This is a genomic window from Bacillus sp. 196mf, from assembly GCF_003217275.1.
Lineage (GTDB): Bacteria > Bacillota > Bacilli > Bacillales > Bacillaceae_G > Bacillus_A > Bacillus_A thuringiensis_S.
In genome coordinates, this window is sequence record NZ_QJTG01000023.1 from 1 (window position 1) to 25555 (window position 25555).

The following is a 25555-nucleotide window of genomic DNA, read 5'->3' on the forward strand; positions in this document are numbered from 1 at the left end:
ATTTGATAACAATCAAGCAGAACGGGATATTCGAATGACGAAAGTTAAACAGAAAGTGTCTGGGACTTTCCGAAGTGAGAAAGGTGCAGAATCTTTTTGTCAAATACGAAGCTTTATGAGTACCATGAAAAAACAAAAACAATCTGTCTTACAAGCGATAGGCCAGGTTATAGAAACCGGAACGGTTCCTTGGAAAATCACGACTTCATAAGAGAATTTCTCGATTTGATCTAGATTCATTCTCTGATTGGAGTCTTTTCTTTATCATGTTTTCAAATCGGAAACATGTATTTGGCATGCCTTGTTTCCTAACTAAGCTGAGTAGTTACGTAAAATTTATGCCAGAAGAGGTGCAACATACCGATGAAGTGTTCCACTTTGATTTCATTGGAGCATTTTTATTATTTGTATTGATTACGACCGTTTTATTAGGAGTGAATATTAATAGTTGGCTTTTTGTGTTATCTGTTGCTTTCCTATTTTTATTCAAGGCTCATATGAAGAGAGCAGAGTCGCCGTTTATTGATATTGAGTTGTTTACAAATAAACCATTCCTGCGTTTAATAGCGGTCGGATTTATCATTAATGTGGCGTTATGTGCTAGTTTATTATTATTACCATTACTGTTAGGAAGAGGGCACGGATTGTCTCCGTTCGTTATTGGAATTGTATTGTTTGTTGCATCTCTCTTTGGTATTGTATCTAGTTTTATTACCGGAAAGATTATTCCTGCGTTTGGGAATGTGAGGATGATGTATGTAGCGTCTGTAGTTATGATCATTGGCTTTTTAATTTTAGGGATTATTCCAGACGGGAACTTACTCTTTATTTTATTTGCGGTTATTTTAACATTTATGAGTTATTCGGCAATTCAAGTATCATTAAACACATTTATTCCGAAAACATTAAATCCAGCTAAAGTTGGAGTCGGCCTTGGTTTATATAATTTAATTAACTTTTTCGGTATGGCATTCGGACCAGCTGTAGCAAGCAAAATTATGGAATCAACAAATAGTTATCGATTGAATTTTATTTTGATCGTCATTTTAATTTCTGTTCATTTCGTCTTATTAATGGGAATGTCTTCTTTTCAAAAAAAGATGGATCAATGAATATGCACTTTATATAGAAGAAACCGACTTTCTTATAGAAGGTCGGTTATTTTTCTATCTTGCAAATTATGAAAAAAAGGAGCAAAATAAAAAAGGTCCTAGTCTATACATGGGCAAATGAAAAATTTCATACAGAAGCATTTGAAGTGAGCGAACTTAAAGTGTGTAAAATATAATGATAAACATAAAAGATGATGAATGAGAAAACGGGTGATGAAGTTGAATAGAGCAATCGGTGTTATCGATTCAGGAGTTGGCGGTTTAACAGTAGCGAAGGAATTAATTCGTCAGTTGCCGAAAGAGCGTATCATATATTTAGGAGATACAGCACGTTGTCCTTATGGTCCACGTTCTCGAGAAGAAGTACGTCAATTTACGTGGGAAATGACGGAGCATTTACTAGATTTAAATATTAAAATGTTAGTTATTGCGTGTAATACAGCAACTGCAGTTGTATTAGAAGAGATGCAAAAACAATTACCAATTCCAGTAGTAGGAGTTATTCACCCAGGATCACGTACAGCTTTAAAAGTGACAAACACGTATCACGTTGGGATTATTGGAACGATTGGAACGGTGAAAAGTGGTGCATACGAAGAGGCGTTAAAGTCTATTAATAACCGTGTTATGGTAGAAAGTTTAGCTTGTCCACCTTTCGTTGAACTTGTAGAGAGTGGGAATTTCGAAAGTGAAATGGCGTATGAAGTTGTAAGAGAAACGCTGCAACCACTGAAAAGTACCGATATTGATACACTTATATTAGGGTGTACACACTATCCGATTTTAGGACCTGTTATTAAAAAAGTAATGGGAAATAAAGTACAACTAATTAGTTCTGGTGATGAAACAGCACGTGAAGTAAGTACAATCTTATATCATAGTAAAATGTTGAATGAAGGAGAAGAACAAAGCGATCATCTCTTCTTAACAACAGGAAAAATAGGCTTGTTTAAAGAAATTGCATCAAAATGGTTCGGTCAACCGATTGAAAATGTGAAGCATATTCATTTAGAAAAAGAATAATAGTAGAATTCATATAAGTGAGCTCCTGAGAAATCAGGAGTTTTTTGTTTTATCTTGCTATTTGCTGGGCAGTTAGACCCTCCACTGATTAAAGTTTCACTTTATAAGAGGCACAGCTTGTTCTAAAATGTGAAACGGCTCGTATACATAATAGTACAAACTTAGATTTTAGGGGGGAATGGCATGCCTAAATCCACTTTTAAATGGGTTGTTGGTGCTACTGTGAGCGCTGTTTTACTAACAGGGTGTGGCTTTATAAATCAGGAGAAAGCAACTGAACAAATTGATCCGCCAAAACAAGTTACGTATACAGAGGGTGGGAAGAAAGAAGTAGCTAAAAAAGATAAGCAAGGGCAAATGGTAAATAGAGAACTATACCTTGTTGATAAAAATGGTTATGTTGTACCACAAACGTTAGCTATACCTACTCCGAAAGCAAATGAGACTGTGAAGCAAACGTTAGAATACCTTGTGAAAGATGGACCGGTAACGAATTTATTACCGAATGGGTTTCGTGCAGTCATTCCGGCGAATACAACGATGACTTTAGATTTGAAAAAGGACGGGACGGCAGTTATTGATTTTTCTAAAGAAATGAAAAACTATGCGAAAGAAGAAGAGCGTCAAATCATTGAATCTATAGCGTGGACGTTGACGCAATTTACAGAGATAAAACAAGTGCAGTTCCAAATAAATGGTGAGAAATTGGCGAAGATGCCGGTTGCTGGTACACCGCTTGGTGAAGGAGTGAGCCGTGCAAATGGTATTAACTTCGATGATGAACAAGTAGCAGATGTAACAAATACAAAACCAGTCACACTGTATTTTATGGCGCAAAATAATAATAAACAGCAATACTACGTACCAGTCACACGCCGCGTTGCGGAAGGTAAAGAAAATGACTATGCAGCAATTATAGATGAACTTGTAAAAGGTCCGATCCATCAATCGCTCCTGAATGATTTTAATCCAGGCGTTAAGCTTATTACGAATCCGAAATTACAAGACGGAAATCTTACATTAAACTTTAATGAAAATATATTTGTAAACCCAGATAAAAATATGATCTCAAATTACGTATTGAAGTCGTTAGTTTTATCTTTAACAGAAAAGAAAGGTGTGAAAAATATTTCTATTGAAGTGAATGGAAAAGCAAATCTTATAGATGAAAAGGGCGGAAAGTTAATAAAACCTGTAGATCGTCCAGAAAACGTGAATACAGGTAGTTTTTAATCTTGAATAATTTGATATACTTAAGTAAGAAAGGAGAATTGCTTTTTGGGTTCTCCTTCTTTTATTGTATACATATCATACATTTAAATTTGGCTATACTAACGAGTAGTAATTAAGAGGAGGTTATTTTTATGCGAGTAGATGGTAGAGAGAAAACAGAATTACGCCATATACATATTCATACGAATTATTTAAAACATCCAGAGGGATCTGTATTAATTGAAGTTGGGGATACAAAGGTGATTTGCTCAGCGACAATTGAAGAGCGTGTCCCGCCATTTATGCGTGGAGAAGGAAAGGGCTGGGTAACAGCTGAATATGCGATGATTCCACGTGCGACAGAACAACGTACAATTAGGGAGTCAAGTAAAGGGAAAGTAACAGGACGTACAATGGAAATTCAACGTCTAATTGGACGAGCATTACGTGCGGTAGTTGATTTAGAAGCGCTTGGCGAGAGAACAGTTTGGATTGACTGTGATGTTATCCAAGCAGATGGTGGAACGAGAACAGCGTCTATTACAGGTGCATATGTAGCGATGGTATTAGCTTTCGAGAAATTATTACAAGCAGAAAAAGTATCTAAAATTCCAGTAAAAGATTATTTAGCAGCAACGTCAGTAGGAATTGTTGAAGAGCAAGGTGTTGTTTTAGATTTAAACTATGCAGAAGATTCTAAAGCAGACGTTGATATGAACGTAATTATGACTGGAAAAGGCCAATTTGTTGAAGTGCAAGGAACTGGAGAAGAAGCGACGTTTAGTAGAGCGCAGTTAAATGAACTACTTGATGCTGCGGAAAAAGGCATTTTCCAACTGATTGATATACAAAAAGAAGCTTTAGGTGACATCGTATCTCATATAGAGTAGAGGTGGAAAGTATGAAACAAGTTGTTGTAGCGACAAAAAATATGGGAAAAGTACGTGAGTTTGCTGAGTTATTTGAGCGATTTGATTTAGAAGTGAAATCATTACACGATTTTCCTCATATTGAAGAAGTCGAAGAAACTGGTGAAACATTTGAAGAAAATGCGATCTTAAAAGCGGATAGTTTGAGTAGACAGTTGAATTCTATCGTAATTGCGGATGATTCGGGTCTTATTGTAGATGCTTTAAATGGAAAACCAGGAGTGTATTCAGCGCGTTTTGCTGGTGAACCGAAAAATGACCAAGCAAATATCGATAAAGTGTTACAAGAATTAAATGGCGTTGACTTTGAAAAGCGTAAAGCTCGTTTCTATTGTGCATTAGCAGTTGCTTTCCCTGAAGGTGATAAAAAGCCTGTCATTGTAAATGGGACATGTGAAGGATTTATCTTAGAACAACGCCGCGGAGAAAATGGCTTTGGATACGATCCGATTTTTTATGTGGAAGAATACAAAAAAGCAATGGCGGAATTAAGTTCAGATGAAAAAAATGCTATTAGCCATCGTGGCCGTGCTCTTCGTAAGTTAGAAGAAAAAATCCCGGAATGGTTTTTAGGAGAATAAGGGAGAGAGAATGATGAAAGCTTTAATCGTAAGCGATAGTCATAGCTCTGTGAAGGAATTACAGCAGTTGAAAGAGAAATATGAAGGGAAAGTAGATATCATGATTCATTGCGGTGATTCAGAGCTAACGCCTGCTCATGAAGAACTGCAAGGTTTCCATGTTGTAAAAGGAAACTGTGATTATGCTAACTTTCAAGATGAAATTGTAACTGATGTAGATGGAATTCGCTTCTTAGTAGTGCATGGACATCGCCATAATGTGAAAATGACATTACAAACGCTAGCGTACCATGCTGAAGAAGTGGGAGCGCAAGTTGCATGCTTCGGACATTCTCACGTATTAGGTGCGGAATTAATCGAGGGCGTTTTATTTATTAATCCAGGCAGTATTTTATTACCACGTCAGCGTGTAGAAAAGACATTTGCTTTATTAGAAATGGATGAAAATCAAATGGAAGTTCGTTTCGAAACGTTAGACGGACAACTAGTTGAACAAGCAGTTTTTAAAAGAGGATAAGAAAATTTATCCTCTTTTAAAAAAGGTGTTGACTTTATGTGTGGTTATACATATAATAAATATTGTCGATAGGGCAACGGCGCTAACGAAGAAAAGAAAATAACATATGCGGGTGTAGTTTAGTGGTAAAACAAGAGCCTTCCAAGCTCTGGTCGAGAGTTCGATTCTCTTCACCCGCTCCATGTCCCAGTAGCTCAGCCGGATAGAGCATACGCCTTCTAAGCGTACGGTCGGGAGTTCGAATCTCTCCTGGGACGCTAAAAAAACCTTGTTATCTTTTGATAACAAGGTTTTTTGTTTGTCTACAAATTGATGTATGTGCAAGAGGTTTAAAAATATTATAACGGGATATATGATAATGAGTATATGCAACAGATTAAAGTGCATTAAAAAGAGCGCTTAAAAAACGCTCTTTGCTAGTCAGTTATATTATTTGTTTGTTCAGGCTCATCAAATGGTTTATGCACGTATTGAAAACCATATCCAGATTCTCTTAATTGTTTACTTACAATATTATCAAACTCTTTACCATTCTAGTAAGATTGAGCATCGATTGTCGGAACTTATCCCCGGCAGTGTGTTACAATTAATAGAAGCGGAAAACGAGAATCTCCAATTGACTGGACCTGTGATTGGTTAGAGGGTTTAAGAAGGTCGTATAAAAAAGGGAGATGGCGCAAAGATGGCGAGATCAAATGAGAATGATTTAACGGAGAAATTGGCAGAAGGTCACCGGAAATATGGTGATGGCAATTTTACAGTACAGAATATCGGTGATGAAACTAACCCGAATTGGACTGTCGTAAAAAATGTGAGGAAGGGATCGGCAGGCATTCGCGAAGGAGAAGATATATTAAGACTGCGATCCAAATATATAAAATAGTACGGAAATGGGCGGAGCGGGAGTTCGAATCTCTCCTGGGACGCTAAGAAAACCTTGTTATCTTTTGATAACAAGGTTTTTTGTGTATTTAAAATTAGTTGTTAATAAACTTGTCAAAGACAAAACCATAATCTTTCACATTATATTGTTTCTTCGTATCAACAAGCCAGTTAAAGGCAATCTCGTTCATTTCTTTAAATTGCTCTGCTAAGTTTACTTGTGCGTTTGAAATACGGCTAAAGGCATTAGATGCCATATCTAAACTTTTATGTGCATATTGTAATGTAATATCGTTGTCGTATGAAATTTCTTCGATTTTAAGTAAAGCCTTATATAAATCTTTTAATTCTTCAATATGTTTTTTATGAACATCAATTGAGTAATGTTCATCGCCCATTTGAAACTTAATTTCTACATCTAAATCAATCGTTCCTGCAGTTTCAAGTGCTACGTTTTTAATTTGATATTTGCTATAACTAAAGCGGCGTAGTGTACGTTTTTTACTTGTTGCGCTTGTACCGTCTAAGTGAATTAACCCTTTGTTTGTGAAGCAATATTCATCTGATTTGGATTTAATTAGAAAGTAAATTTTCTCCCCATCTTCATGCATCACATAATCATCAGCATCGACCTTATCATAGTCTTTAGGTGTAATGACAGAACCTACATCGCTTAGTCCTAATACATCTGCCGCCATTTTTTTAAACATATATAATCCCCCTTGTAAATTAAATTCTTAATTGTACAAAAATATATTAACACGATTTTCACCAGTTGTTTTCTTCTAATACGAAAATATCTGAAAGTAAGTTAAGAAAAGTAACGAATAATTATTTTGATTCTAAATTATTTAGTAAATCTATTAGTTTAAGAGTCGATTCGTTCAAAAATAACTAAAAGAAAAAAGTTGATTTTACAAGTAATTATAGAGAAATTCCGTGAAAGCACCTCAAGCGATATGAGGTGTTTTTCAATCTCTTTTTGAAATCTTACAATTCTGTAAGGTAACTGTAAGGTAGTTCGATGGTAAGAAATTGCTAATCTTTTATAATGAAGATAACAACGATAAAACAAGGAGGAAGAAATGATGAAAGGATTAGTTGTAACGGGCTTAACGGTTGCTTTTGGATTTGTAGCGTATGAGAAATTAACGTATGTAGTTGATGTTGTGAAACATTTGATCGCTTAGAGAAAACAGCCATGAGAGGGAAAGGGAATGAGTGAATGAATGGAATGGTTATTTGGAATTATAGGTACTTGTAGTGTAGTGTTATTGTTCTTTGTCCCAAGTGGTATACTTAGTTCGACAACAAGTTTGTTCTTCTTAAGTTTGTTTGCTTGTACGATGCTTATTATTATGTTTTTAATGAAGCGAAGTAAACCAATCTTCTATTTTAGCATGATTGTTATGGCAATTATTGTTCTCCAAATTATTACCCTTGTAATATACCCCACAATTATAAAAGCTTTCCATTAATGATGAATCCTCTGCGCTTGTTGCTGGGGATTTTTATTTGTACAATTTTAATTTTTAGTAGAAATTTATTCGTATTGGAATGTAAAAATTAAATATTTTTATATTTCAAACAAATAGTTTAGGGATGTTGTGTTCTCATTACGCATTTGATATATTTACTTTGAACATAATTAAAATCAAGAAAAAGAGGCGGACGTATGGATAAAAAAGAAAATACGGTCGTATTGTTTCCACAACTATCAGAGCGCTATATTGATGAAGGTTTTTTAGCGCTGAAAGAGCGGGAATTCGAAGATGCATTGCGTTGCTTTGAAATATTACGTCAGTATAATGCGGAAACGGAACAAACGGAATTAGCTTCAGTTATTTGTTTACTCGAATTAAAACGTATGGAAGAAGCGAAAGACAAATGTGAACAGTTGCTTAAAACAGGAGTTGTCTTATTTGGTGATATTCTTGAAACGTACGTAACTATTTTAGTTCAAACAAATGATTATGAAGGTGTTATTGAAACTGTTGAAAAGGTTTTACAAACGAAAGATATAATGCCTGATCAAAAGGAAAAATTAGCGCAGCTTGCTTTATTTGCAGAAGGTATGCTAAATGAGGGAGACGCATCGCTAGTGGATTCAAATTTTGAATTGGATGAGTTTACTAATGAAATTTTTGGAGAAAACTTTGGACAGAAGCTAAGAGCGATTCAGCGACTTTCGTTAAAAGACTTAGATCTTGCATTACCTGTTTTAAAGAAATTTTTAATAGACGAAGAGCAGCACCCCTATTTGAAAACTTCTATTTTGTATAAAATGATAGAAAGTCAGGTAGAAGAAGAAATAGAGGTAGAAAAGTTTGGAAATACGATTAAGGTGATTCCAGCATTTACAGGTCATAATGAGGAGCAATCCAATAACATTATACATAAATTATCAAGCCGATTAGAGCAAAATTATCCCGATATATTTGAAGCAATGGTTACATATTGGAAAGAGTTGCAAATTAGCGTTTTCCCATTCGCTCTATTAATGGATAAAGAAGAGATTTGGTCAGCTGTTTTAGAGAGAATTGGAAGAAAGCGTTTCGGATTGGCTATAGATGAAGAAGAGCTTATGGCAGCATATAATATCGAATTGGAAGAGTTTCATATTGCCTATCAATGGTTATTACGTGTTGAAAGAGAAGGATATTTGCCCGTATAATTATGAAAAAGAATCGTTCAGTTCTTGAAACGAGCATATTCTATGTTATAATGTAAGGGTTGCAAAAGGCAGAAATCTGCCTGTTTGTAAGAGAAGAGAAGTGTAATTCTCTTACTTAATATGTTTCATATTATTCTCGAACAAAATATACCGTAGTTGTCTTCTGGGCAATTAGTAGATTGGAACATTATATCTGAAAGCTTTTGCTAGAGGATTATTTGTGTATTTGTTATTTCAAAAAAGAGATAATGAAGATCTTAATCTATAGAGGTATGTGCATACATTATTATAGTTGGAGGGAAAGAATAAATGTCTACAAAATGGGAAAAATTAGAAGGTAACGTTGGCGTTTTAACAATCGAAGTTGATGCTAAAGAAGTAAACAACTCTATCGACGCTGCGTTCAAAAAAGTAGTAAAAACAATTAACGTACCAGGTTTCCGTAAAGGAAAAATGCCTCGTCCATTATTCGAACAACGCTTTGGTATTGAATCTTTATACCAAGATGCTTTAGATATCATTTTACCAAAAGCATACGGTGAAGCGATCGAAGAAGCTGGTATCTTCCCAGTTGATCATCCTGAAATCGACATCGAGAAGTTCGAAAAAAATGCTAACCTTATCTTCACTGCAAAAGTTACAGTGAAACCTGAAGTTAAATTAGGTGAGTACAAAGGTTTAGCAGTAGAAAAAGTTGAAACAACTGTAACTGACGAAGATGTAGAGAACGAATTAAAATCTTTACAAGAGCGTCAAGCTGAACTAGTTGTTAAAGAAGAAGGAACTGTTGAAAACGGTGATACAGCTGTAATCGACTTCGAAGGTTTCGTTGATGGCGAAGCATTTGAAGGCGGAAAAGGCGAAAACTACTCTCTAGCAATCGGTTCTGGTACATTCATCCCAGGTTTCGAAGAGCAAGTAATCGGTCTTAAATCTGGTGAGTCTAAAGACGTTGAAGTATCATTCCCAGAAGAGTACCATGCTGCTGAATTAGCTGGCAAACCAGCAACATTCAAAGTAACAATTCACGAAATCAAAACAAAAGAACTTCCTGAGTTAAACGACGAGTTCGCTAAAGAAGCAGACGAAGCGGTTGCAACTCTTGATGAATTAAAAGCAAAACTTCGCACAAACTTAGAAGAAGGCAAAAAGCACGAAGCTGAGCACAAAGTACGTGACGAAGTAGTAGAATTAGCTGCTGCTAACGCTGAAATCGAAATTCCAGAAGCTATGATCAACACTGAGTTAGATCGTATGGTTCGTGAATTCGAGCAACGTTTAAGCCAACAAGGTATGAACCTTGAGCTTTACTACCAATTCACAGGTACTGACGCTGACAAATTAAAAGAGCAAATGAAAGAAGATGCACAAAAACGTGTAAGAATCAATCTTGTTCTTGAAGCTATCATTGAAGCTGAAAACATCGAAGTTACTGAAGAAGAAGTAACTGCAGAAGTTGAAAAAATGGCTGAAATGTACGGTATGCCAGTAGACGCTATCAAGCAAGCTCTTGGAAGCGTAGACGCTTTAGCTGAAGATCTTAAAGTGCGTAAAGCTGTAGACTTCTTAGTAGAAAACGCTGCATAATAAAATAACAAGGCACGATTTTAATCGTGCCTTGTTTTATAAATATAGAAATATATTTATAAAACTTTTCGATGGAGAAGGAAAAGTTCCTTTACAAGTCGAATATACATATTTCAAAAGTTTTAAAATTTTTTTATTTGTACATAACTAGTCATATTATTTGTATTTCTCGCCACGTAGTGACATAATATGTATTTACATACGATACATTTATCGTGTACATACGAAGGCAAGAGGTTAGCACTTTGTAAGGGGTGTGAAAATATGTTTAAATTTAATGATGAAAAAGGGCAATTAAAATGTTCTTTCTGTGGTAAAACACAAACGCAAGTTCGAAAGTTAGTAGCAGGTCCAGGTGTTTACATTTGTGACGAGTGTATCGAACTTTGTACTGAAATTGTACAAGAGGAGCTTGCGAAGGACGAAGAAGTAGAATTCAAAGATGTACCGAAACCGGTAGAAATTCGTGAAATCTTAGATGAGTATGTCATCGGGCAAGATAGCGCGAAAAAAGCACTAGCGGTAGCGGTATATAACCATTACAAACGCATTAATTCTAACAGCAAAATTGATGATGTAGAATTAGCGAAGAGTAATATCGCACTTATCGGGCCAACAGGTAGTGGTAAAACATTACTTGCACAAACGTTAGCGCGTATTCTAAATGTTCCATTTGCAATCGCGGACGCAACATCTTTAACAGAAGCTGGATATGTTGGGGAAGATGTAGAAAATATCTTACTAAAATTAATTCAAGCAGCTGATTATGATGTAGAGAAAGCGGAAAAAGGAATCATTTATATTGATGAGATTGATAAAGTGGCACGTAAGTCCGAAAATCCATCAATTACACGTGATGTATCTGGTGAAGGTGTGCAGCAGGCACTTCTGAAAATTTTAGAAGGTACTGTAGCAAGCGTTCCACCTCAAGGTGGTCGTAAGCATCCGCACCAAGAGTTTATTCAAATTGATACAACGAACATCTTATTCATTTGTGGTGGAGCGTTTGATGGCATTGAGCCGATTATTAAACGTCGCCTTGGTGAGAAAGTAATTGGATTTGGTTCTGAGAAGAAAAATGCTGATGTAAATGAGAAGCATGTTTTATCTCACGTATTACCAGAGGATCTTTTAAGATTTGGTTTAATTCCAGAGTTTATCGGTCGTCTTCCAGTTATTGCGAACCTAGAGCCACTTGATGAAGATGCTCTTGTTGATATTTTAACGAAACCGAAAAATGCACTTGTTAAGCAATTCCAAAAACTATTGGAGCTTGACGATGTTGAGTTAGAGTTTGAAGAAGGTGCACTAATCGAAATTGCGAAAAAAGCAATTGAACGTAAAACGGGTGCTCGTGGACTTCGTTCTATTATTGAAGGCTTAATGCTTGATGTAATGTTCGAACTTCCATCTCGTAAAGATATCGAGAAGTGTATTCTTACAAAAGAAACAGTAGCTGATAATGAACCGCCAAAATTGGTGTTACAAGACGGTACTGTACTTGATACAAAAACATCTGCATAATGCGAAAGGGAAACAGCAATTTTTATAATTGCTGTTTTTCTTTATGTTTAGCTACGTTCCTCCGCGGAAATACTAAGAGATAAAATATTGCGGGAGGAAATAAATAATGAGCTGGACAAATATATTTTTAGTTGTTCAACTTGTTTTTGGTGTAATTGTCGGATTATATTTCTGGCATTTACTTCGAAATCAACGAACACAAAAAGTTTCAATTGATCGAGAATCGAAAAAAGAATTAGAACAGCTTCGTAAAATGCGTGAGATTTCTTTAACAGAGCCGCTAGCAGAAAAGGTGCGTCCTACAACCTTTTTAGATATTGTAGGGCAAGAGGACGGGATTAAGTCCTTAAAAGCGGCTCTTTGTGGTCCGAATCCGCAACATGTAATCATATATGGTCCGCCAGGTGTTGGGAAAACAGCGGCAGCACGTCTTGTATTAGAAGAAGCGAAACGAAATCCTAAATCTCCATTTCGTACGAATGCAACATTTATTGAACTTGATGCGACGACAGCTCGGTTTGATGAACGTGGTATCGCAGACCCTTTAATTGGTTCGGTGCATGATCCGATTTATCAAGGTGCTGGGGCGATGGGGCAAGCAGGTATTCCGCAACCGAAAAAAGGTGCTGTAACAGATGCGCATGGTGGTATTTTGTTTATTGATGAGATTGGCGAACTCCATCCGATTCAAATGAACAAAATGTTAAAGGTGTTAGAAGATCGAAAAGTATTTTTAGAAAGTGCGTACTATAGTGAAGAAAATACGATGATCCCAACATATATACATGATATTTTCCAAAAAGGCTTACCGGCAGATTTTCGCTTAGTTGGAGCAACGACACGTTCGCCAGAGGAAATTCCTCCTGCTATTCGGTCACGTTGCTTAGAAGTATTTTTCCGTGAATTAGATACGGAAGAGATTCAAAAAGTAGCGAAAAACGCCGCGGAAAAAGTGGAAATGCAAATAGGTGAAAATGGTATTGAAATGATTGGGATGTATGCAAGAAATGGACGAGAGGCGATTAATCTCGTACAAATTTCTGCTGGTATGGCGATAAATGAAGAACGTTCTTTCATTAAAGATGAAGATATAGAGTGGGTTGTTCACTCAAGTCAGCTTACGCCGAAATACGAAAAGCACATTTATCCGATTCCAAGGATTGGTCTTGTAAATGGTCTTGCTGTATACGGACCAAATACAGGAGCGTTATTAGAAATTGAAGTAACAGCAATTCCGGCGAAAGATAAAGGATCGGTAAATGTTACCGGAATTGTAGAAGAAGAAAGTATTGGTAGTCAAACGAAATCGATTCGCCGTAAAAGTATGGCAAAAGGCTCTGTTGATAATGTATTAACAGTACTTCGTTCTTTAGATGTGTTGCCAGAAGGATACGATATACATATTAATTTTCCAGGTGGTATCCCAATTGATGGACCTTCTGCAGGAATCGCTATGGCAACAGGTGTATATTCTGCGGTGCATCGCACATATGTAAATAATGAAGTAGCGATGACAGGTGAAATAAGTATACACGGAGAAGTAAAGCCTATTGGTGGCGTGTACGCAAAAATAAAAGCTGCGAAAAAAGCGGGAGCTAAGAAAGTCATTATTCCTGCTGAAAATATGCAACCATTTTTGTATACGATAAAGGGAATCGAAATTATTCCTGTCCGTAAATTAAAAGAAGTATTTGAGTTAACGTTTATGCAAGAAAATATGCATAGAGAGCTAGATGTACATACTAACGTAGACGAAACAGATGCACAATCTATGTAAAAATAAACAATAATAAAATTTGCCAGACTTCGTTTAAGTTTGTATGCTTAATCGGAGTCTTTTTTCTTTTCGTGAGGTAGAAAAACAAGCTATTTACAATTGCGAGGAATCTCAGCAATTGCATCTAGGTGTATTGTAATATAAAATAGTTGAACAGGAGTTTAATTTATTATGGAGGTGCTATGTCTAGTATGAATACGAACGAAAGAATCGTGCCCCTCCTACCATTAAGAGGCGTTCTCGTATATCCAACGATGGTTTTGCATCTTGATGTAGGACGTGATAAATCGATACAAGCACTAGAGCAGGCGGCAATGGATGAAAATATCATCTTTTTAGCAATGCAAAAAGAAATGAATATCGATGATCCGAAAGAAGATGACATATATAGTGTAGGTACAGTGGCGAAAGTAAAGCAAATGCTAAAATTGCCGAACGGTACGCTTCGTGTCCTTGTGGAAGGTTTACATAGAGCAGAAGTAATAGAGTTTATCGAAGAAGAAAATGTAGTACAAGTGTCTATTAAAACGGTAACTGAAGAAGTAGAAGATGATTTAGAAGAGAAAGCTCTTATGCGTACGTTACTGGAGCATTTCGAACAATATATTAAAGTTTCGAAAAAAGTTTCAAATGAAACATTTGCAACAGTAGCTGATGTAGAGGAACCAGGGAGATTAGCTGATTTAATTGCTTCTCACTTGCCGATTAAAACGAAGCAGAAACAAGAGATTCTAGAGATTGTATCTGTAAAAGAACGATTACATACACTTATTTCAATTATTCAAGATGAACAAGAGTTACTTAGCCTAGAAAAGAAAATTGGGCAACAAGTGAAACGTTCAATGGAGCGCACGCAAAAAGAATATTTCTTACGTGAGCAAATGAAGGCGATTCAAACTGAACTTGGCGACAAAGAAGGTAAGGGCGGAGAAGTAGAAGAACTTCGTGAAAAAATTGAACAGTCAGGAATGCCTGAAGAAACAATGAAGGCTGCGCTGAAAGAATTAGATCGTTATGAAAAGTTACCAGCAAGTTCTGCGGAGAGTGGTGTTATTCGCAATTATATTGATTGGTTATTAGCGCTTCCGTGGACAGAGGCAACAGAAGATATAATTGATCTTGCTCATTCGGAAGAGATTTTAAATAACGATCATTACGGTCTTGAAAAAGTGAAAGAGCGTGTACTTGAATATTTAGCTGTACAGAAGTTAACGAATTCATTAAAAGGACCTATCCTTTGTTTAGTAGGCCCTCCTGGGGTCGGAAAAACTTCGTTAGCGCGTTCAATTGCAACATCATTGAATCGTAACTTTGTCCGTGTATCTCTTGGTGGTGTGCGTGATGAATCTGAAATTCGTGGTCACCGCCGTACATATGTTGGAGCAATGCCAGGACGCATTATTCAAGGTATGAAAAAGGCGAAAACAGTTAATCCAGTCTTCTTATTAGATGAGATTGATAAAATGTCTAACGATTTCCGTGGAGATCCATCAGCAGCATTACTTGAAGTATTAGATCCAGAACAAAACCATAACTTCAGTGATCATTACATTGAAGAACCATATGATCTATCGAAAGTTATGTTTGTAGCAACTGCTAATACACTTTCAAGTATTCCAGGTCCATTACTTGACCGTATGGAAATCATTTCGATTGCTGGCTATACAGAACTTGAAAAAGTACACATTGCTCGTGAGCATTTATTGCCGAAACAATTAAAAGAGCATGGCTTACGAAAAGGTAATTTACAAGTACGTGATGAAGCGCTTCTTGAAATTATTCGTTATTATACACGTGAGGCTGGTGTTCGTACGCTAGAACGCCAAATTGCAAAAGTTTGCCGTAAAGTAGCGAAAATTATCGTTACAGCAGAACGTAAACGTATCGTTGTGACAGAGAAAAAGATTGTTGATTTACTTGGTAAACACATATTCCGTTATGGGCAAGCTGAAAAAACAGACCAAGTTGGTATGGCAACAGGTCTAGCTTACACAGCAGCAGGCGGCGATACACTTGCAATTGAAGTTTCTGTAGCGCCAGGAAAAGGGAAACTAATTTTAACAGGGAAACTTGGGGATGTTATGAAAGAATCCGCACAAGCTGCGTTTAGTTATATACGTTCTCGTGCAGAAGAGCTTCAGATTGATCCGAATTTCCATGAGAAAAATGATATTCATATTCATGTTCCAGAAGGAGCAGTTCCGAAAGATGGACCGTCAGCAGGTATTACGATGGCAACGGCACTTATTTCTGCACTAACAGGTATTCCTGTAAGTAAAGAAGTAGGTATGACAGGTGAAATTACACTTCGTGGTCGTGTATTACCAATTGGTGGCTTAAAAGAAAAAACATTAAGTGCTCACCGCGCAGGCTTAACAAAAATTATTTTGCCAGCAGAAAACGAGAAAGATTTAGATGATATTCCAGAGAGCGTAAAAGAAAACCTTACGTTTGTGCTTGCATCTCATTTAGATGAAGTATTGGAGCACGCATTAGTAGGAGTGAAACAATGAAAGTAACAAAAGCAGATATTGTAATTAGTGCTGTTAAACCAGAACAATATCCAGACAGTGATTTACCAGAAATTGCATTAGCAGGTCGTTCAAATGTCGGGAAGTCTTCCTTTATTAATAAAATTTTAAATCGTAAAAAGTTAGTGCGTATTTCTTCTAAACCAGGAAAAACGCAAACGCTGAACTTTTTCTTGATCAATGAGATGATGCATTTTGTTGACGTTCCAGGTTATGGATATGCGAAAGTGTCTAAATCGGAGCGCGCGGCATGGGGGAAAATGATTGAAACGTACTTTACAACGCGCAAGCAATTAGACGCAGCTGTATTAGTAGTTGATTTACGTCACCAACCGACAAGTGATGACGTGATGATGTATGATTTCTTAAAGCATTATGAAATCCCAACAATTATTATTGCGACGAAAGCTGATAAAATCCCGAAAGGGAAATGGCAAAAGCATTTAAAAGTTGTAAAAGAAACGCTTGCTGTTGAAATTGGCGATGAAATCGTTCTATTCTCTTCTGAAACAGGACTTGGAAAAGAAGAAGCGTGGAAGGCAATTCATAAAATGACAAAAACAAAAAACGCGTGACGAATGTCGCGCGTTTTTTTCTTTATATAAGCTGTTAACGTACGTTTAATGTAACTTCAATATTACCTCGTGTTGCTTTAGAGTAAGGACATACACCGTGAGCCGCTTCTACAAGTTCTTGTGCTTCGCTATGTGAAACGCCAGCGACATGTACATCAAGCACGGCAGATAGGCCAAAACCACCATCTGTATCTTTTCCGATAGAAACGTGAGCGGTTACTTCTGTACTTTCTACTTTCATACGTTTTGTACGAATGACAAGTTGTAATGCACTATCGAAACAAGCTGCATAACCAGCTGCAAATAGTTGTTCTGGATTTGTTGCTTCTCCACCTGCACCACCTAGTGCTTTCGGCATTTTCACATCAAGATTTAATATGCCATCATCTGAAACTACTTTCCCATTTCTTCCACCTGTTGCTGTTACTGAAGCAGTATATAATTTATCCATATTTATTCCCCTTTTCCATCATTAATTGTTTTCATTGTTTCAATTAGTTTATTTAGTTGAATTAATAAAGAGCGATATTCTTGCTCTGTAATTCCTAAGTTTGTAGCCATTGTTGTCGGTAATGAACAAGCCTTTTCCTTTAAATTTTTACCTTGTTCTGTTAATTCAATACAAACTTTTCGCTCGTCTTCTTTGGAACGAACACGTTTTACAAGTGTTAATGATTCCATTCGTTTTAACATAGGTGTTAACGTACCGGAATCTAAAAATAGACGTTCTCCAATTTCTTTTACTGTTAGTCCATCTTGCTCCCATAGTACGAGTAAAGTAATGTACTGGGGATACGTAATACCCATCTCTTCTAAATAAGGTCGATAAAAACGAGTAACCTCTCTAGAACAGGCATAAATAGAAAAACAAAGTTGGTTATCTAGATGCAAAGAGTCCTCTGTCATACATAACTCCCTTCTTATTAAGTTGTGCACAATTTAATTTTGTAAAATCAATATAACGAAAAAGAAATAAAATGTCAAATACATTGTATTGAGAAAGTGTTTGCTACATTTTGGAACAATCATACATATTTTCCTTCATGATGAAAGAAGATAGGAAAGATGATGTTATAATTTATATGGAATAGTTTCCATCACTTGATTATGAGGACTTTTTTTGGTAACGTACAAATAGAGTTATTAATTTATAATCATTATAAAGTAGAAGTTTTTTTATTAGTTTGCTGAATCTCCTTTATTACATACGGAGAATAATTAAAAAATAATCGGTTGTTCACACGATTGTCAGATTCATAAGAGGAAAGTTGTATTATGATAGTAGATAAAGTGATAAAACGGGTGAAGGGGGACATGCTGCGTGCATATTCTTGTTGTTAGTGTAAATTATCGAACAGCCCCTGTAGAATTTCGTGAGAAACTCACATTTCAGGCAGCAGAGCTAGAGCGAGCGATGACTACATTACAAAATCAAAAGAGCGTGTTAGAGAATGTCATTGTATCAACTTGTAATCGCACTGAGATTTATGCTGTTGTCGATCAATTACACACGGGACGGTATTATATTAAGAAATTTTTAGCTGATTGGTTTCAGCTTGAAATAGAAGAAGTCGCACCATATTTAACTATTTTTGAACAAGATGGTGCAATAGACCATTTATTCCGCGTAACGTGCGGTTTAGATTCTATGGTAGTGGGAGAAACACAGATTTTAGGCCAAATAAAAGATAGCTTTTTAGAAGCACAACAAGTTAAAGCAACAGGCACAATTTTTAATGAATTGTTTAAGCAAGTCATTACATTAGCAAAACGTGCCCACTCAGAAACAACAATTGGTGAAAGTGCGATGTCTGTTAGTTATGCTGCTGTTGAGCTTGGAAAGAAAATATTTGGCGAGTTAACGGATTGTCACGTGCTTATTCTTGGTGCTGGTAAAATGGGCGAACTTGCATTGCAAAACTTATATGGAAGTGGTGCTCGTAAAGTAACAGTTATGAATAGGACGCTTTCGAAAGCAGAAGTAATGGCTGAGAAATATATGGGACATGCAAAATCATTAAGCGAATTACAATGTGCATTATTAGAAGCAGATATTTTAATTAGTTCAACTGGTGCATCTGAGTATGTCATTACGAAAGAGATGATGACAAAGGTGGAGAAAATGCGCTCTGGTCGTCCTTTGTTTATGGTTGACATTGCAGTGCCACGTGATATTGATCCAGCGATTGATGAGCTAGAAGGTTCTTTCTTGTATGACATTGATGATCTGCAAGGAGTGGTGGAGGCAAACCGTGCTGAGCGTTTGAAAGAAGCAGAGAAAATTCAATTTATGATTGAAGAGGAAATTGTTCTATTTAAAACGTGGTTAAGTACACTTGGTGTTGTTCCATTAATATCAGCTCTTCGTGATAAGGCACTTGCAATCCAAAGTGAAACGATGGTAAGCCTAGAGCGAAAAATACCAAACCTTAGTGATCGTGAGAAAAAAGTTATTAGTAAGCATACGAAAAGTATTATTAATCAATTATTAAAAGACCCAATTTTAGTAGCAAAAGAAATAGCTGCTGAAGAGGGAGCGAGCGAAAAACTAGCGTTATTTGCAAAGATTTTTGATTTAGAAACGGAAGAAGTAGAGAGTCGTGCGGAAGAAGTAGAACATAAAAGAGTGTGGACACCATCCGTTCCATCTTTATAATTTGGAAGGATGATCGGATGAGTTTTTTAAATAACAGTATTATTTATCATATTGCAATTATTTTATATGCTTGTAGCATTAGTTTATATTTTATAGATTATTTCCAAAGTAACCGAAAGGCGAACCGATTTGCTTTTTGGTTACTTTCGATTGTATGGGTATTGCAGTCTATTTTTATGTTGCTTAGGGCGACAGATTCAGAAACGAATCCCATTTTAACTTTATTATCAGGGATTTATTTTTATGTTTGGTTATTGATTACGATGTCGTTAGTCATAAATCGATTTATGCGCGTTGACTTTTTAGTCTTCTTTACAAATGTTGTTGCATTTGGCGTAAGCGCTTTTTCTATTTTTACACCGCTCGGAAAGATGTCGCCAGTACTTGCAGAGCAATTAGTTTCAGAACTTGTATACGTGCATGTTGGAATGGCGATTATTTCTTATGCAACGTTTACGGTATCGTTTATTTTTTCTATTATGTATTTACTGCAATATCGCCTATTAAAAAAGAAAAAGTGGAATGCGAGATTAAGAAGGTTAGGGAATTTACCGAAGCTTGAATCTACGTCTTACGGATTAAATTTATTTTCTGTTCCATTTTTCTTACTAGCAATTTTATTGGGGTGTATATGGGGATATACAAAATTGGACAATTTCCATTGGTATGATACGAAAGTAATCGGATCTTTTGTCGTTCTATTTGTGTATTGCACAGGTTTATATTTACGAGCGGCAGATGTGTTGCAAGGTAAGAAAATTGTACAGTGGAATATCGGATCGTTTCTCGTAATGCTAGTAAACATTTTTCTATTAAGCAGTTTATCCAATTTCCACTTTTGGTATTTATAATGAGGAGAGAGAATTATGCGCAAAATTATTGTAGGGTCACGAAAGAGTAAACTAGCATTAACGCAAACAAACTGGTTTATTGATCAGTTAAAAGCGCTAGGTCTACCATATGAATTTGAAGTGAAAGAAATTGTCACAAAAGGTGATGTTATTTTAGATGTTACTCTTTCAAAAGTAGGCGGAAAAGGCTTGTTCGTTAAAGAAATTGAGCATGCGTTACTTACGAAAGAAATCGATATGGCTGTACATAGTATGAAAGATATGCCGGCCGTACTTCCAGAAGGTTTAATGATTGGCTGTACACCAAAGCGTGTTGACCCTCGGGATGCTTTTATCTCAAAAAATGGAGCATCGTTTAAAGAGTTAGCGGAAGGTGCTATTTTAGGTACGAGTAGTTTGAGACGTAGTGCACAGCTACTCGCTGCGAGACCAGATTTACAAGTGAAGTGGATTCGCGGGAATATCGATACACGTTTACGTAAATTAAAAGAAGAAGATTACGATGCGATTATTTTAGCGACAGCTGGATTACAAAGAATGGGCTGGGATGATGAAGTTATTACAGAACATTTAGATGAAACGTTATGTGTACCTGCTGTAGGACAAGGTGCATTAGCGATTGAATGTCGTGAGGATGATAAGGATTTATTGCAATTGTTAGCGCATATTAATGATGCGATAACAGAAAGAACAGTGGCAGCGGAGCGAGTATTTCTTCATAAACTTGAAGGTGGATGCCAAGTTCCAATCGCTGGATATGCAACCCTTACAGAAAACGATGCAATCGAATTAACAGCTCTTGTTGGCTCTATGGATGGCTCTGTTTTATTAAAAGAGACAGTAGTGGGTACTAATCCTGAAGAAGTAGGATTAGAGGCCGCGGACCGTTTAATTAAACAAGGCGCCAAAGAACTCATTCTTGCTGCAAATAAGGAGCAACAATAAATATGAACGCTCTCGCTGGAAAAACGGTATTGATTACACGTGCCCAGCATCAAGCGAAACAAATGAGTGTAGCAGTGAAAGAAAAGAGCGGAATTCCATTGGAAATTCCGCTTTTGCGTATGGAAGGTATGTCTCATAGGCAAATTCAACATATTGAAGAGCAGCTACATTCATACGACTGGGTTATTTTTACGAGCAGAAATGGTGTAGCTTTTTTTCTAGATAGTTTAAAAAAGAAACTACCACTAACCATTAAAATCGCTGCGGTAGGTGTGAAAACAAAATTAGAGTTAGAAAAAAGGGGCTATCAAGTTCATTTTGTTCCGACTTCATTTGTTGCAGAAGCATTTGCCGAAGAGCTTCTAAAAGAATTAAATGGAAACGAACGTATTTTATTTCCAAAAGGCAATTTAGCAAGAGATGTAATACCAGTTAAACTGCGTGAAATTGGTGTTTCTCTAGATGAGTTGATCGTATACGGTACGAAAGTGAATGTAGAAAAAAAGCAAGAGCTTATAGCAGCGTTGAAGTTAGGAGAAGTAGACATTATTACATTTACGAGTCCTTCAACTGTTACTAGTTTTGTTCGTTTACTTGAGGGTGCAAACTGGAGAGAATGGACAAAAAAATGTACAATTGCTTGTATAGGACCTATTACGGAAAAAGAGGCAAGTCGTTATTTTCCGTCTGTTATTGTGCCGAAAGAGTACACTGTAGAAGCATTACTACAATGTGTTTGTGAATCTATAAAATGAAAGAATGGGGATAGAAATCTATGAACTCTTTACAATTTAATCGTCATCGTCGTTTAAGACAAAGCGGGGGCATGCGTGCGCTTGTGCGTGAAACGTTTTTACATACGGAAGATTTTATTTACCCTATTTTTGTATTAGAAGGTGAAAATGTTCGTAATGAAGTTCCTTCTATGCCAGGCGTATATCAAATTTCTTTAGATTTATTGCAAGCTGAAATGCAAGAAGTTGTTGATTTAGGTATTCGTTCTGTTATTGTATTTGGTTTACCTGCTGAAAAGGATGAAGTTGGATCATCAGCATATTGTGATCATGGAATTGTACAACGTGCTATTCAGCAAATTAAAGGTGATTTCCCTGAGCTAGTAGTAGTCGCAGACACATGTTTATGTCAATTTACAAGCCATGGTCATTGCGGTGTAATTGAAGATGGTATTATTTTAAATGACGAGTCTCTTGCAGTTCTTGCGAAAACGGCTGTAAGTCAAGCGAAAGCAGGAGCGGACATTATTGCGCCATCAAACATGATGGACGGCTTCGTAACAGCAATTCGCCATGCATTAGACGAAAATGGTTTTGGACACGTGCCAGTTATGTCGTACGCTGTGAAATATTCATCAGCATTTTATGGACCATTCCGTGATGCTGCGCACGGTGCACCGCAATTTGGTGACCGTAAAACATATCAAATGGATCCGGCAAACCGTATGGAAGCATTCCGTGAAGCAGAATCAGATGTAATGGAAGGTGCAGATTTCTTAATCGTAAAACCAGCTCTTTCTTACTTAGATATCGTTCGTGATGTGAAAAATAACTTTAATTTACCAGTTGTCGCTTATAATGTAAGTGGTGAATATTCGATGATTAAAGCGGCAGCGCAAAATGGCTGGATTAATGAAAAAGAAGTTGTTCTTGAAAAATTAATTAGTATGAAACGTGCAGGAGCAGACTTAATTATTACGTATCATGCGAAAGATGCAGCAAAATGGTTACAAGAAGGAGGCGCTAAATAATGAAAAAGTTTGATAAATCGATTGCGGCGTTTGAAGAGGCACAAGACTTAATGCCTGGTGGCGTAAATAGCCCGGTTCGTGCTTTTAAATCTGTTGGGATGAATCCGTTGTTTATGGAGCGTGGAAAAGGCTCTAAAGTATATGATATTGATGGGAATGAATACATCGACTACGTATTATCATGGGGGCCTTTAATTCATGGTCATGCAAATGATCGTGTTGTAGAAGCGTTAAAATCTGTTGCTGAAAGAGGTACAAGCTTCGGTGCACCAACAGAAATTGAAAATAAATTAGCAAAACTTGTTATTGAGCGCGTGCCATCAATTGAGATTGTGCGTATGGTTAACTCTGGAACGGAAGCAACAATGAGTGCACTACGTTTAGCTCGTGGTTATACAGGTCGTAATAAAATCTTGAAATTTATTGGTTGTTACCACGGTCATGGTGATTCGCTATTAATTAAAGCTGGTTCTGGTGTGGCGACTTTAGGTTTACCAGATAGTCCTGGTGTACCAGAAGGTGTAGCGAAAAATACGATTACAGTAGCTTATAACGATTTAGAAAGCGTAAAATACGCGTTTGAACAATTCGGTGATGATATTGCTTGTGTAATTGTAGAACCAGTAGCAGGAAATATGGGGGTTGTTCCTCCGCAGCCTGGATTTTTAGAAGGTCTTCGTGAAGTAACAGAACAAAACGGTGCATTGCTTATTTTTGATGAAGTAATGACAGGGTTCCGAGTAGCTTATAATTGTGGCCAAGGTTATTATGGCGTAACACCTGATTTAACATGCTTAGGTAAAGTAATCGGTGGTGGTTTACCAGTAGGAGCATACGGTGGTAAAGCAGAAATTATGCGCCAAGTTGCACCAAGCGGACCGATTTACCAAGCTGGTACTTTATCAGGTAATCCACTTGCAATGGCAGCAGGTTATGAAACGTTAGTACAGTTAACGCCAGAATCATATGTAGAATTTGAGCGTAAAGCTGAAATGTTGGAAGCTGGATTACGTAAAGCAGCTGAAAAACATGGCATTCCACATCATATTAACCGTGCAGGTTCTATGATTGGTATTTTCTTTACAGATGAGCCCGTTATTAATTACGATGCAGCAAAATCTTCAAACTTAGAATTCTTTGCGGCTTACTATCGTGAAATGGTAGAACAAGGTGTATTCTTACCGCCATCTCAATTCGAAGGTTTATTCTTATCGACAGCACATAGTGACGCAGATATTGAGGCGACGATTGCAGCAGCTGAAATTGCAATGTCAAAATTAAAATAATGTATTAGAGAAAAATCGCTCTCCATAAGGGGGGCGATTTTTTTTATTCATAAAGTAAGCTTTCTCTACATAAATCTGTAATGACATATAGTTTGGGAGGGGGAAAAGAAGTGGCTGCAGATCATTCGTTACGATTTTCATTAAAAGAATCTGTTTGGTTCCAAAAGGGACAGGAAGTCGATGAACTTTTGTCAATTTCGTTAGATCCAGACGTTGAGATAGAAGAGCTTGATCATGAAGTAATCGTGAGAGGGCAATTAGATTTAACGGGAGAGTATGTTGCACGAAAAGATGATTCGGCGTATTCATTAAGAGAACTATCGCCAGCAAAGTCAATTGATTATGTAGAAACAAGGGAAGATGGGGTTAATGAACTTGTTCATTCCTTTCCGCTTGAAATATCAATTCCGAGAAATCGAGTGAAAGTAATTGAAGAGCTATATGTATCAATTGAGGAATTTGATTATGAATTAAAGGAAAATGGTTGCTTACAATTATTAGCGGATATATCTATTAGCGGTTTGTGTGATGAAGAGAGAAACGAGGATGAAGCTGAAGAGGAAGAAACGGTGTATGCCGAGTTAGAAGAAGATTCAGCGCAAGAGGATGAAAATAGACCGGCGCCGCATGTAGAAGAACCAGCATATAAGGAATCAGATGAGTGGGAAGATTACGCATTTGAACCGTTCCAATTAGAGGAAAGAAAAGAGCAGGAATTAGAAGAAGAGAAGATAGAGGAACATGAATTTGTGGAGCGTGAAGAGGAGCAAGAAACAACGCCGCAATTTGAATTGTTTGGGCGAAAAGATTTCAAGAAAGAAAAAGCGAAAAAGCAGGAAGAACAAGAAGAAGAGTACTCACAGCGAGATGAAAATGCGCTTTATTTAACAAAACTATTTACGAAAGAACCGGAAGAAGAATTTACAAAGTTAAGAATGTATTTCGTGCAAGAAGGGGATACAATTGAATCTATTGCAGAACGTTATGAAACGTCTGTGCAAAATGTGTGCCGTGTCAATCAAACAGAAGATATATTTTTAAATACGGGGCAAATTATTTATATTCCGGTTTCAAGGGTAAAGGCGAAATAAGGAAGTGAGTGTTTTCACTCGCTTCTTTTCTTAGAGG

Annotated in this window: 24 protein-coding genes, 2 tRNA genes and 1 pseudogene; 24 read left to right on the forward strand and 3 right to left on the reverse strand. The window is 36.7% G+C overall.

The features are described from left to right. The 10 genes and pseudogenes from ATL10_RS23850 to ATL10_RS23905 form a co-directional block, all read left to right on the forward strand. Positions 1 to 211: IS66 family transposase (locus ATL10_RS23850; protein ID WP_142669996.1), on the forward strand; the 211-nt coding region annotated here is incomplete at its 5' end. A 118-nt stretch (positions 212 to 329) separates the two neighbouring features. Then, positions 330 to 1112 (forward strand): annotated as a pseudogene (locus ATL10_RS23855) (MFS transporter); the annotation flags it as partial. Positions 1113 to 1325: 213 nt separating this feature from the next. Continuing rightward, complete coding sequence (gene racE / locus ATL10_RS23860; protein WP_016512279.1) at positions 1326 to 2135, forward strand: glutamate racemase; 810 nt, start codon at positions 1326 to 1328, stop codon at positions 2133 to 2135. A gap of 183 nt (positions 2136 to 2318) precedes the next feature. Then, positions 2319 to 3368, forward strand: coding sequence for a spore germination protein GerM (gene gerM, locus ATL10_RS23865; RefSeq protein WP_001126743.1), 1050 nt, complete (start codon positions 2319 to 2321; stop codon positions 3366 to 3368). Between the two features lie 131 nt (positions 3369 to 3499). Next, complete coding sequence (gene rph, locus ATL10_RS23870) at positions 3500 to 4237, forward strand: ribonuclease PH (RefSeq protein ID WP_001261762.1); 738 nt, start codon at positions 3500 to 3502, stop codon at positions 4235 to 4237. Between the two features lie 11 nt (positions 4238 to 4248). After that, a complete protein-coding gene (locus tag ATL10_RS23875; protein ID WP_000815949.1) occupies positions 4249 to 4857 on the forward strand; it encodes an XTP/dITP diphosphatase in 609 nt (202 codons plus the stop codon). A 13-nt stretch (positions 4858 to 4870) separates the two neighbouring features. Then, positions 4871 to 5374 (forward strand): metallophosphoesterase, encoded by a 504-nt coding sequence (locus ATL10_RS23880; protein WP_000645488.1) that lies wholly within the window; start codon positions 4871 to 4873, stop codon positions 5372 to 5374. Between the two features lie 108 nt (positions 5375 to 5482). After that, positions 5483 to 5556: transfer RNA gene (locus tag ATL10_RS23890), tRNA-Gly, on the forward strand. Between the two features lies 1 nt (position 5557). Continuing rightward, positions 5558 to 5631, forward strand: a tRNA-Arg gene (locus tag ATL10_RS23895). 425 nt (positions 5632 to 6056) lie between these two features. Further along, positions 6057 to 6257: a hypothetical protein gene (locus tag ATL10_RS23905; protein ID WP_000124460.1), complete on the forward strand. Its 201-nt coding sequence runs from the start codon at positions 6057 to 6059 to the stop codon at positions 6255 to 6257. 94 nt (positions 6258 to 6351) lie between these two features. Here the strand turns inward: ATL10_RS23905 and ATL10_RS23910 are convergent, their stop codons facing one another. Continuing rightward, positions 6352 to 6966 (reverse strand): PH domain-containing protein, encoded by a 615-nt coding sequence (locus ATL10_RS23910; protein ID WP_000473868.1) that lies wholly within the window; start codon positions 6964 to 6966, stop codon positions 6352 to 6354. Positions 6967 to 7485: 519 nt separating this feature from the next. Here ATL10_RS23910 and ATL10_RS23915 point away from each other — a divergent pair. From ATL10_RS23915 to ysxC, 7 genes are all read left to right on the forward strand, one after another. Continuing rightward, entirely contained in the window at positions 7486 to 7734 is a 249-nt protein-coding gene (locus ATL10_RS23915; RefSeq protein ID WP_001983650.1) for a hypothetical protein, read from the forward strand. A gap of 197 nt (positions 7735 to 7931) precedes the next feature. Continuing rightward, complete coding sequence (locus tag ATL10_RS23920) at positions 7932 to 8930, forward strand: hypothetical protein (protein WP_000358255.1); 999 nt, start codon at positions 7932 to 7934, stop codon at positions 8928 to 8930. 309 nt (positions 8931 to 9239) lie between these two features. Further along, entirely contained in the window at positions 9240 to 10517 is a 1278-nt protein-coding gene (gene tig / locus ATL10_RS23925; protein WP_000105215.1) for a trigger factor, read from the forward strand. A gap of 264 nt (positions 10518 to 10781) precedes the next feature. Beyond that, a complete protein-coding gene (gene clpX / locus ATL10_RS23930) occupies positions 10782 to 12041 on the forward strand; it encodes an ATP-dependent protease ATP-binding subunit ClpX (protein WP_000472289.1) in 1260 nt (419 codons plus the stop codon). Between the two features lie 106 nt (positions 12042 to 12147). After that, positions 12148 to 13818 carry an ATP-dependent protease LonB gene (lonB, locus tag ATL10_RS23935; RefSeq protein WP_000119173.1) on the forward strand — a complete coding sequence of 557 codons (1671 nt, stop codon included), beginning with the start codon at positions 12148 to 12150 and terminating at the stop codon, positions 13816 to 13818. Between the two features lie 182 nt (positions 13819 to 14000). Beyond that, positions 14001 to 16331: an endopeptidase La gene (lon, locus tag ATL10_RS23940; RefSeq protein ID WP_000097288.1), complete on the forward strand. Its 2331-nt coding sequence runs from the start codon at positions 14001 to 14003 to the stop codon at positions 16329 to 16331. Then, positions 16328 to 16924, forward strand: a complete 597-nt coding sequence (gene ysxC / locus ATL10_RS23945; RefSeq protein WP_000869118.1) for a ribosome biogenesis GTP-binding protein YsxC — start codon at positions 16328 to 16330, stop codon at positions 16922 to 16924. Before lon ends, ysxC begins: the two co-directional genes overlap by 4 nt. Before the next feature lie 34 nt (positions 16925 to 16958). Here the strand turns inward: ysxC and ATL10_RS23950 are convergent, their stop codons facing one another. Continuing rightward, positions 16959 to 17375: an organic hydroperoxide resistance protein gene (locus ATL10_RS23950; RefSeq protein WP_000359774.1), complete on the reverse strand. Its 417-nt coding sequence runs from the start codon at positions 17373 to 17375 to the stop codon at positions 16959 to 16961. 2 nt (positions 17376 to 17377) lie between these two features. Next, complete coding sequence (locus tag ATL10_RS23955) at positions 17378 to 17830, reverse strand: MarR family winged helix-turn-helix transcriptional regulator (protein WP_016080166.1); 453 nt, start codon at positions 17828 to 17830, stop codon at positions 17378 to 17380. A 415-nt stretch (positions 17831 to 18245) separates the two neighbouring features. Here ATL10_RS23955 and hemA point away from each other — a divergent pair, with 415 nt between their 5' ends. From hemA to spoVID, 7 genes are all read left to right on the forward strand, one after another. Beyond that, positions 18246 to 19580 (forward strand): glutamyl-tRNA reductase, encoded by a 1335-nt coding sequence (gene hemA / locus ATL10_RS23960; RefSeq protein WP_000547868.1) that lies wholly within the window; start codon positions 18246 to 18248, stop codon positions 19578 to 19580. 17 nt (positions 19581 to 19597) lie between these two features. Continuing rightward, the gene (locus ATL10_RS23965; protein WP_000009005.1) at positions 19598 to 20431 is read left to right on the forward strand and encodes a cytochrome c biogenesis protein; all 834 of its coding nucleotides are present in this window, start codon (positions 19598 to 19600) and stop codon (positions 20429 to 20431) included. A 15-nt stretch (positions 20432 to 20446) separates the two neighbouring features. Further along, positions 20447 to 21376, forward strand: a complete 930-nt coding sequence (hemC, locus tag ATL10_RS23970) for a hydroxymethylbilane synthase (RefSeq protein ID WP_016080168.1) — start codon at positions 20447 to 20449, stop codon at positions 21374 to 21376. A gap of 2 nt (positions 21377 to 21378) precedes the next feature. Then, complete coding sequence (hemD, locus tag ATL10_RS23975; RefSeq protein ID WP_023523117.1) at positions 21379 to 22131, forward strand: uroporphyrinogen-III synthase; 753 nt, start codon at positions 21379 to 21381, stop codon at positions 22129 to 22131. A gap of 20 nt (positions 22132 to 22151) precedes the next feature. After that, on the forward strand, positions 22152 to 23141 hold the full coding sequence (hemB, locus tag ATL10_RS23980; RefSeq protein WP_001087056.1) for a porphobilinogen synthase: 990 nt from the start codon (positions 22152 to 22154) through the stop codon (positions 23139 to 23141). Further along, positions 23141 to 24427 (forward strand): glutamate-1-semialdehyde 2,1-aminomutase, encoded by a 1287-nt coding sequence (gene hemL, locus ATL10_RS23985; RefSeq protein ID WP_000712942.1) that lies wholly within the window; start codon positions 23141 to 23143, stop codon positions 24425 to 24427. The genes hemB and hemL overlap by 1 nt, the downstream gene beginning before the upstream one ends. 80 nt (positions 24428 to 24507) lie before the next feature. Then, entirely contained in the window at positions 24508 to 25518 is a 1011-nt protein-coding gene (gene spoVID, locus ATL10_RS23990) for a stage VI sporulation protein D (protein ID WP_115609903.1), read from the forward strand. Positions 25519 to 25555: the final 37 nt, after the last annotated feature.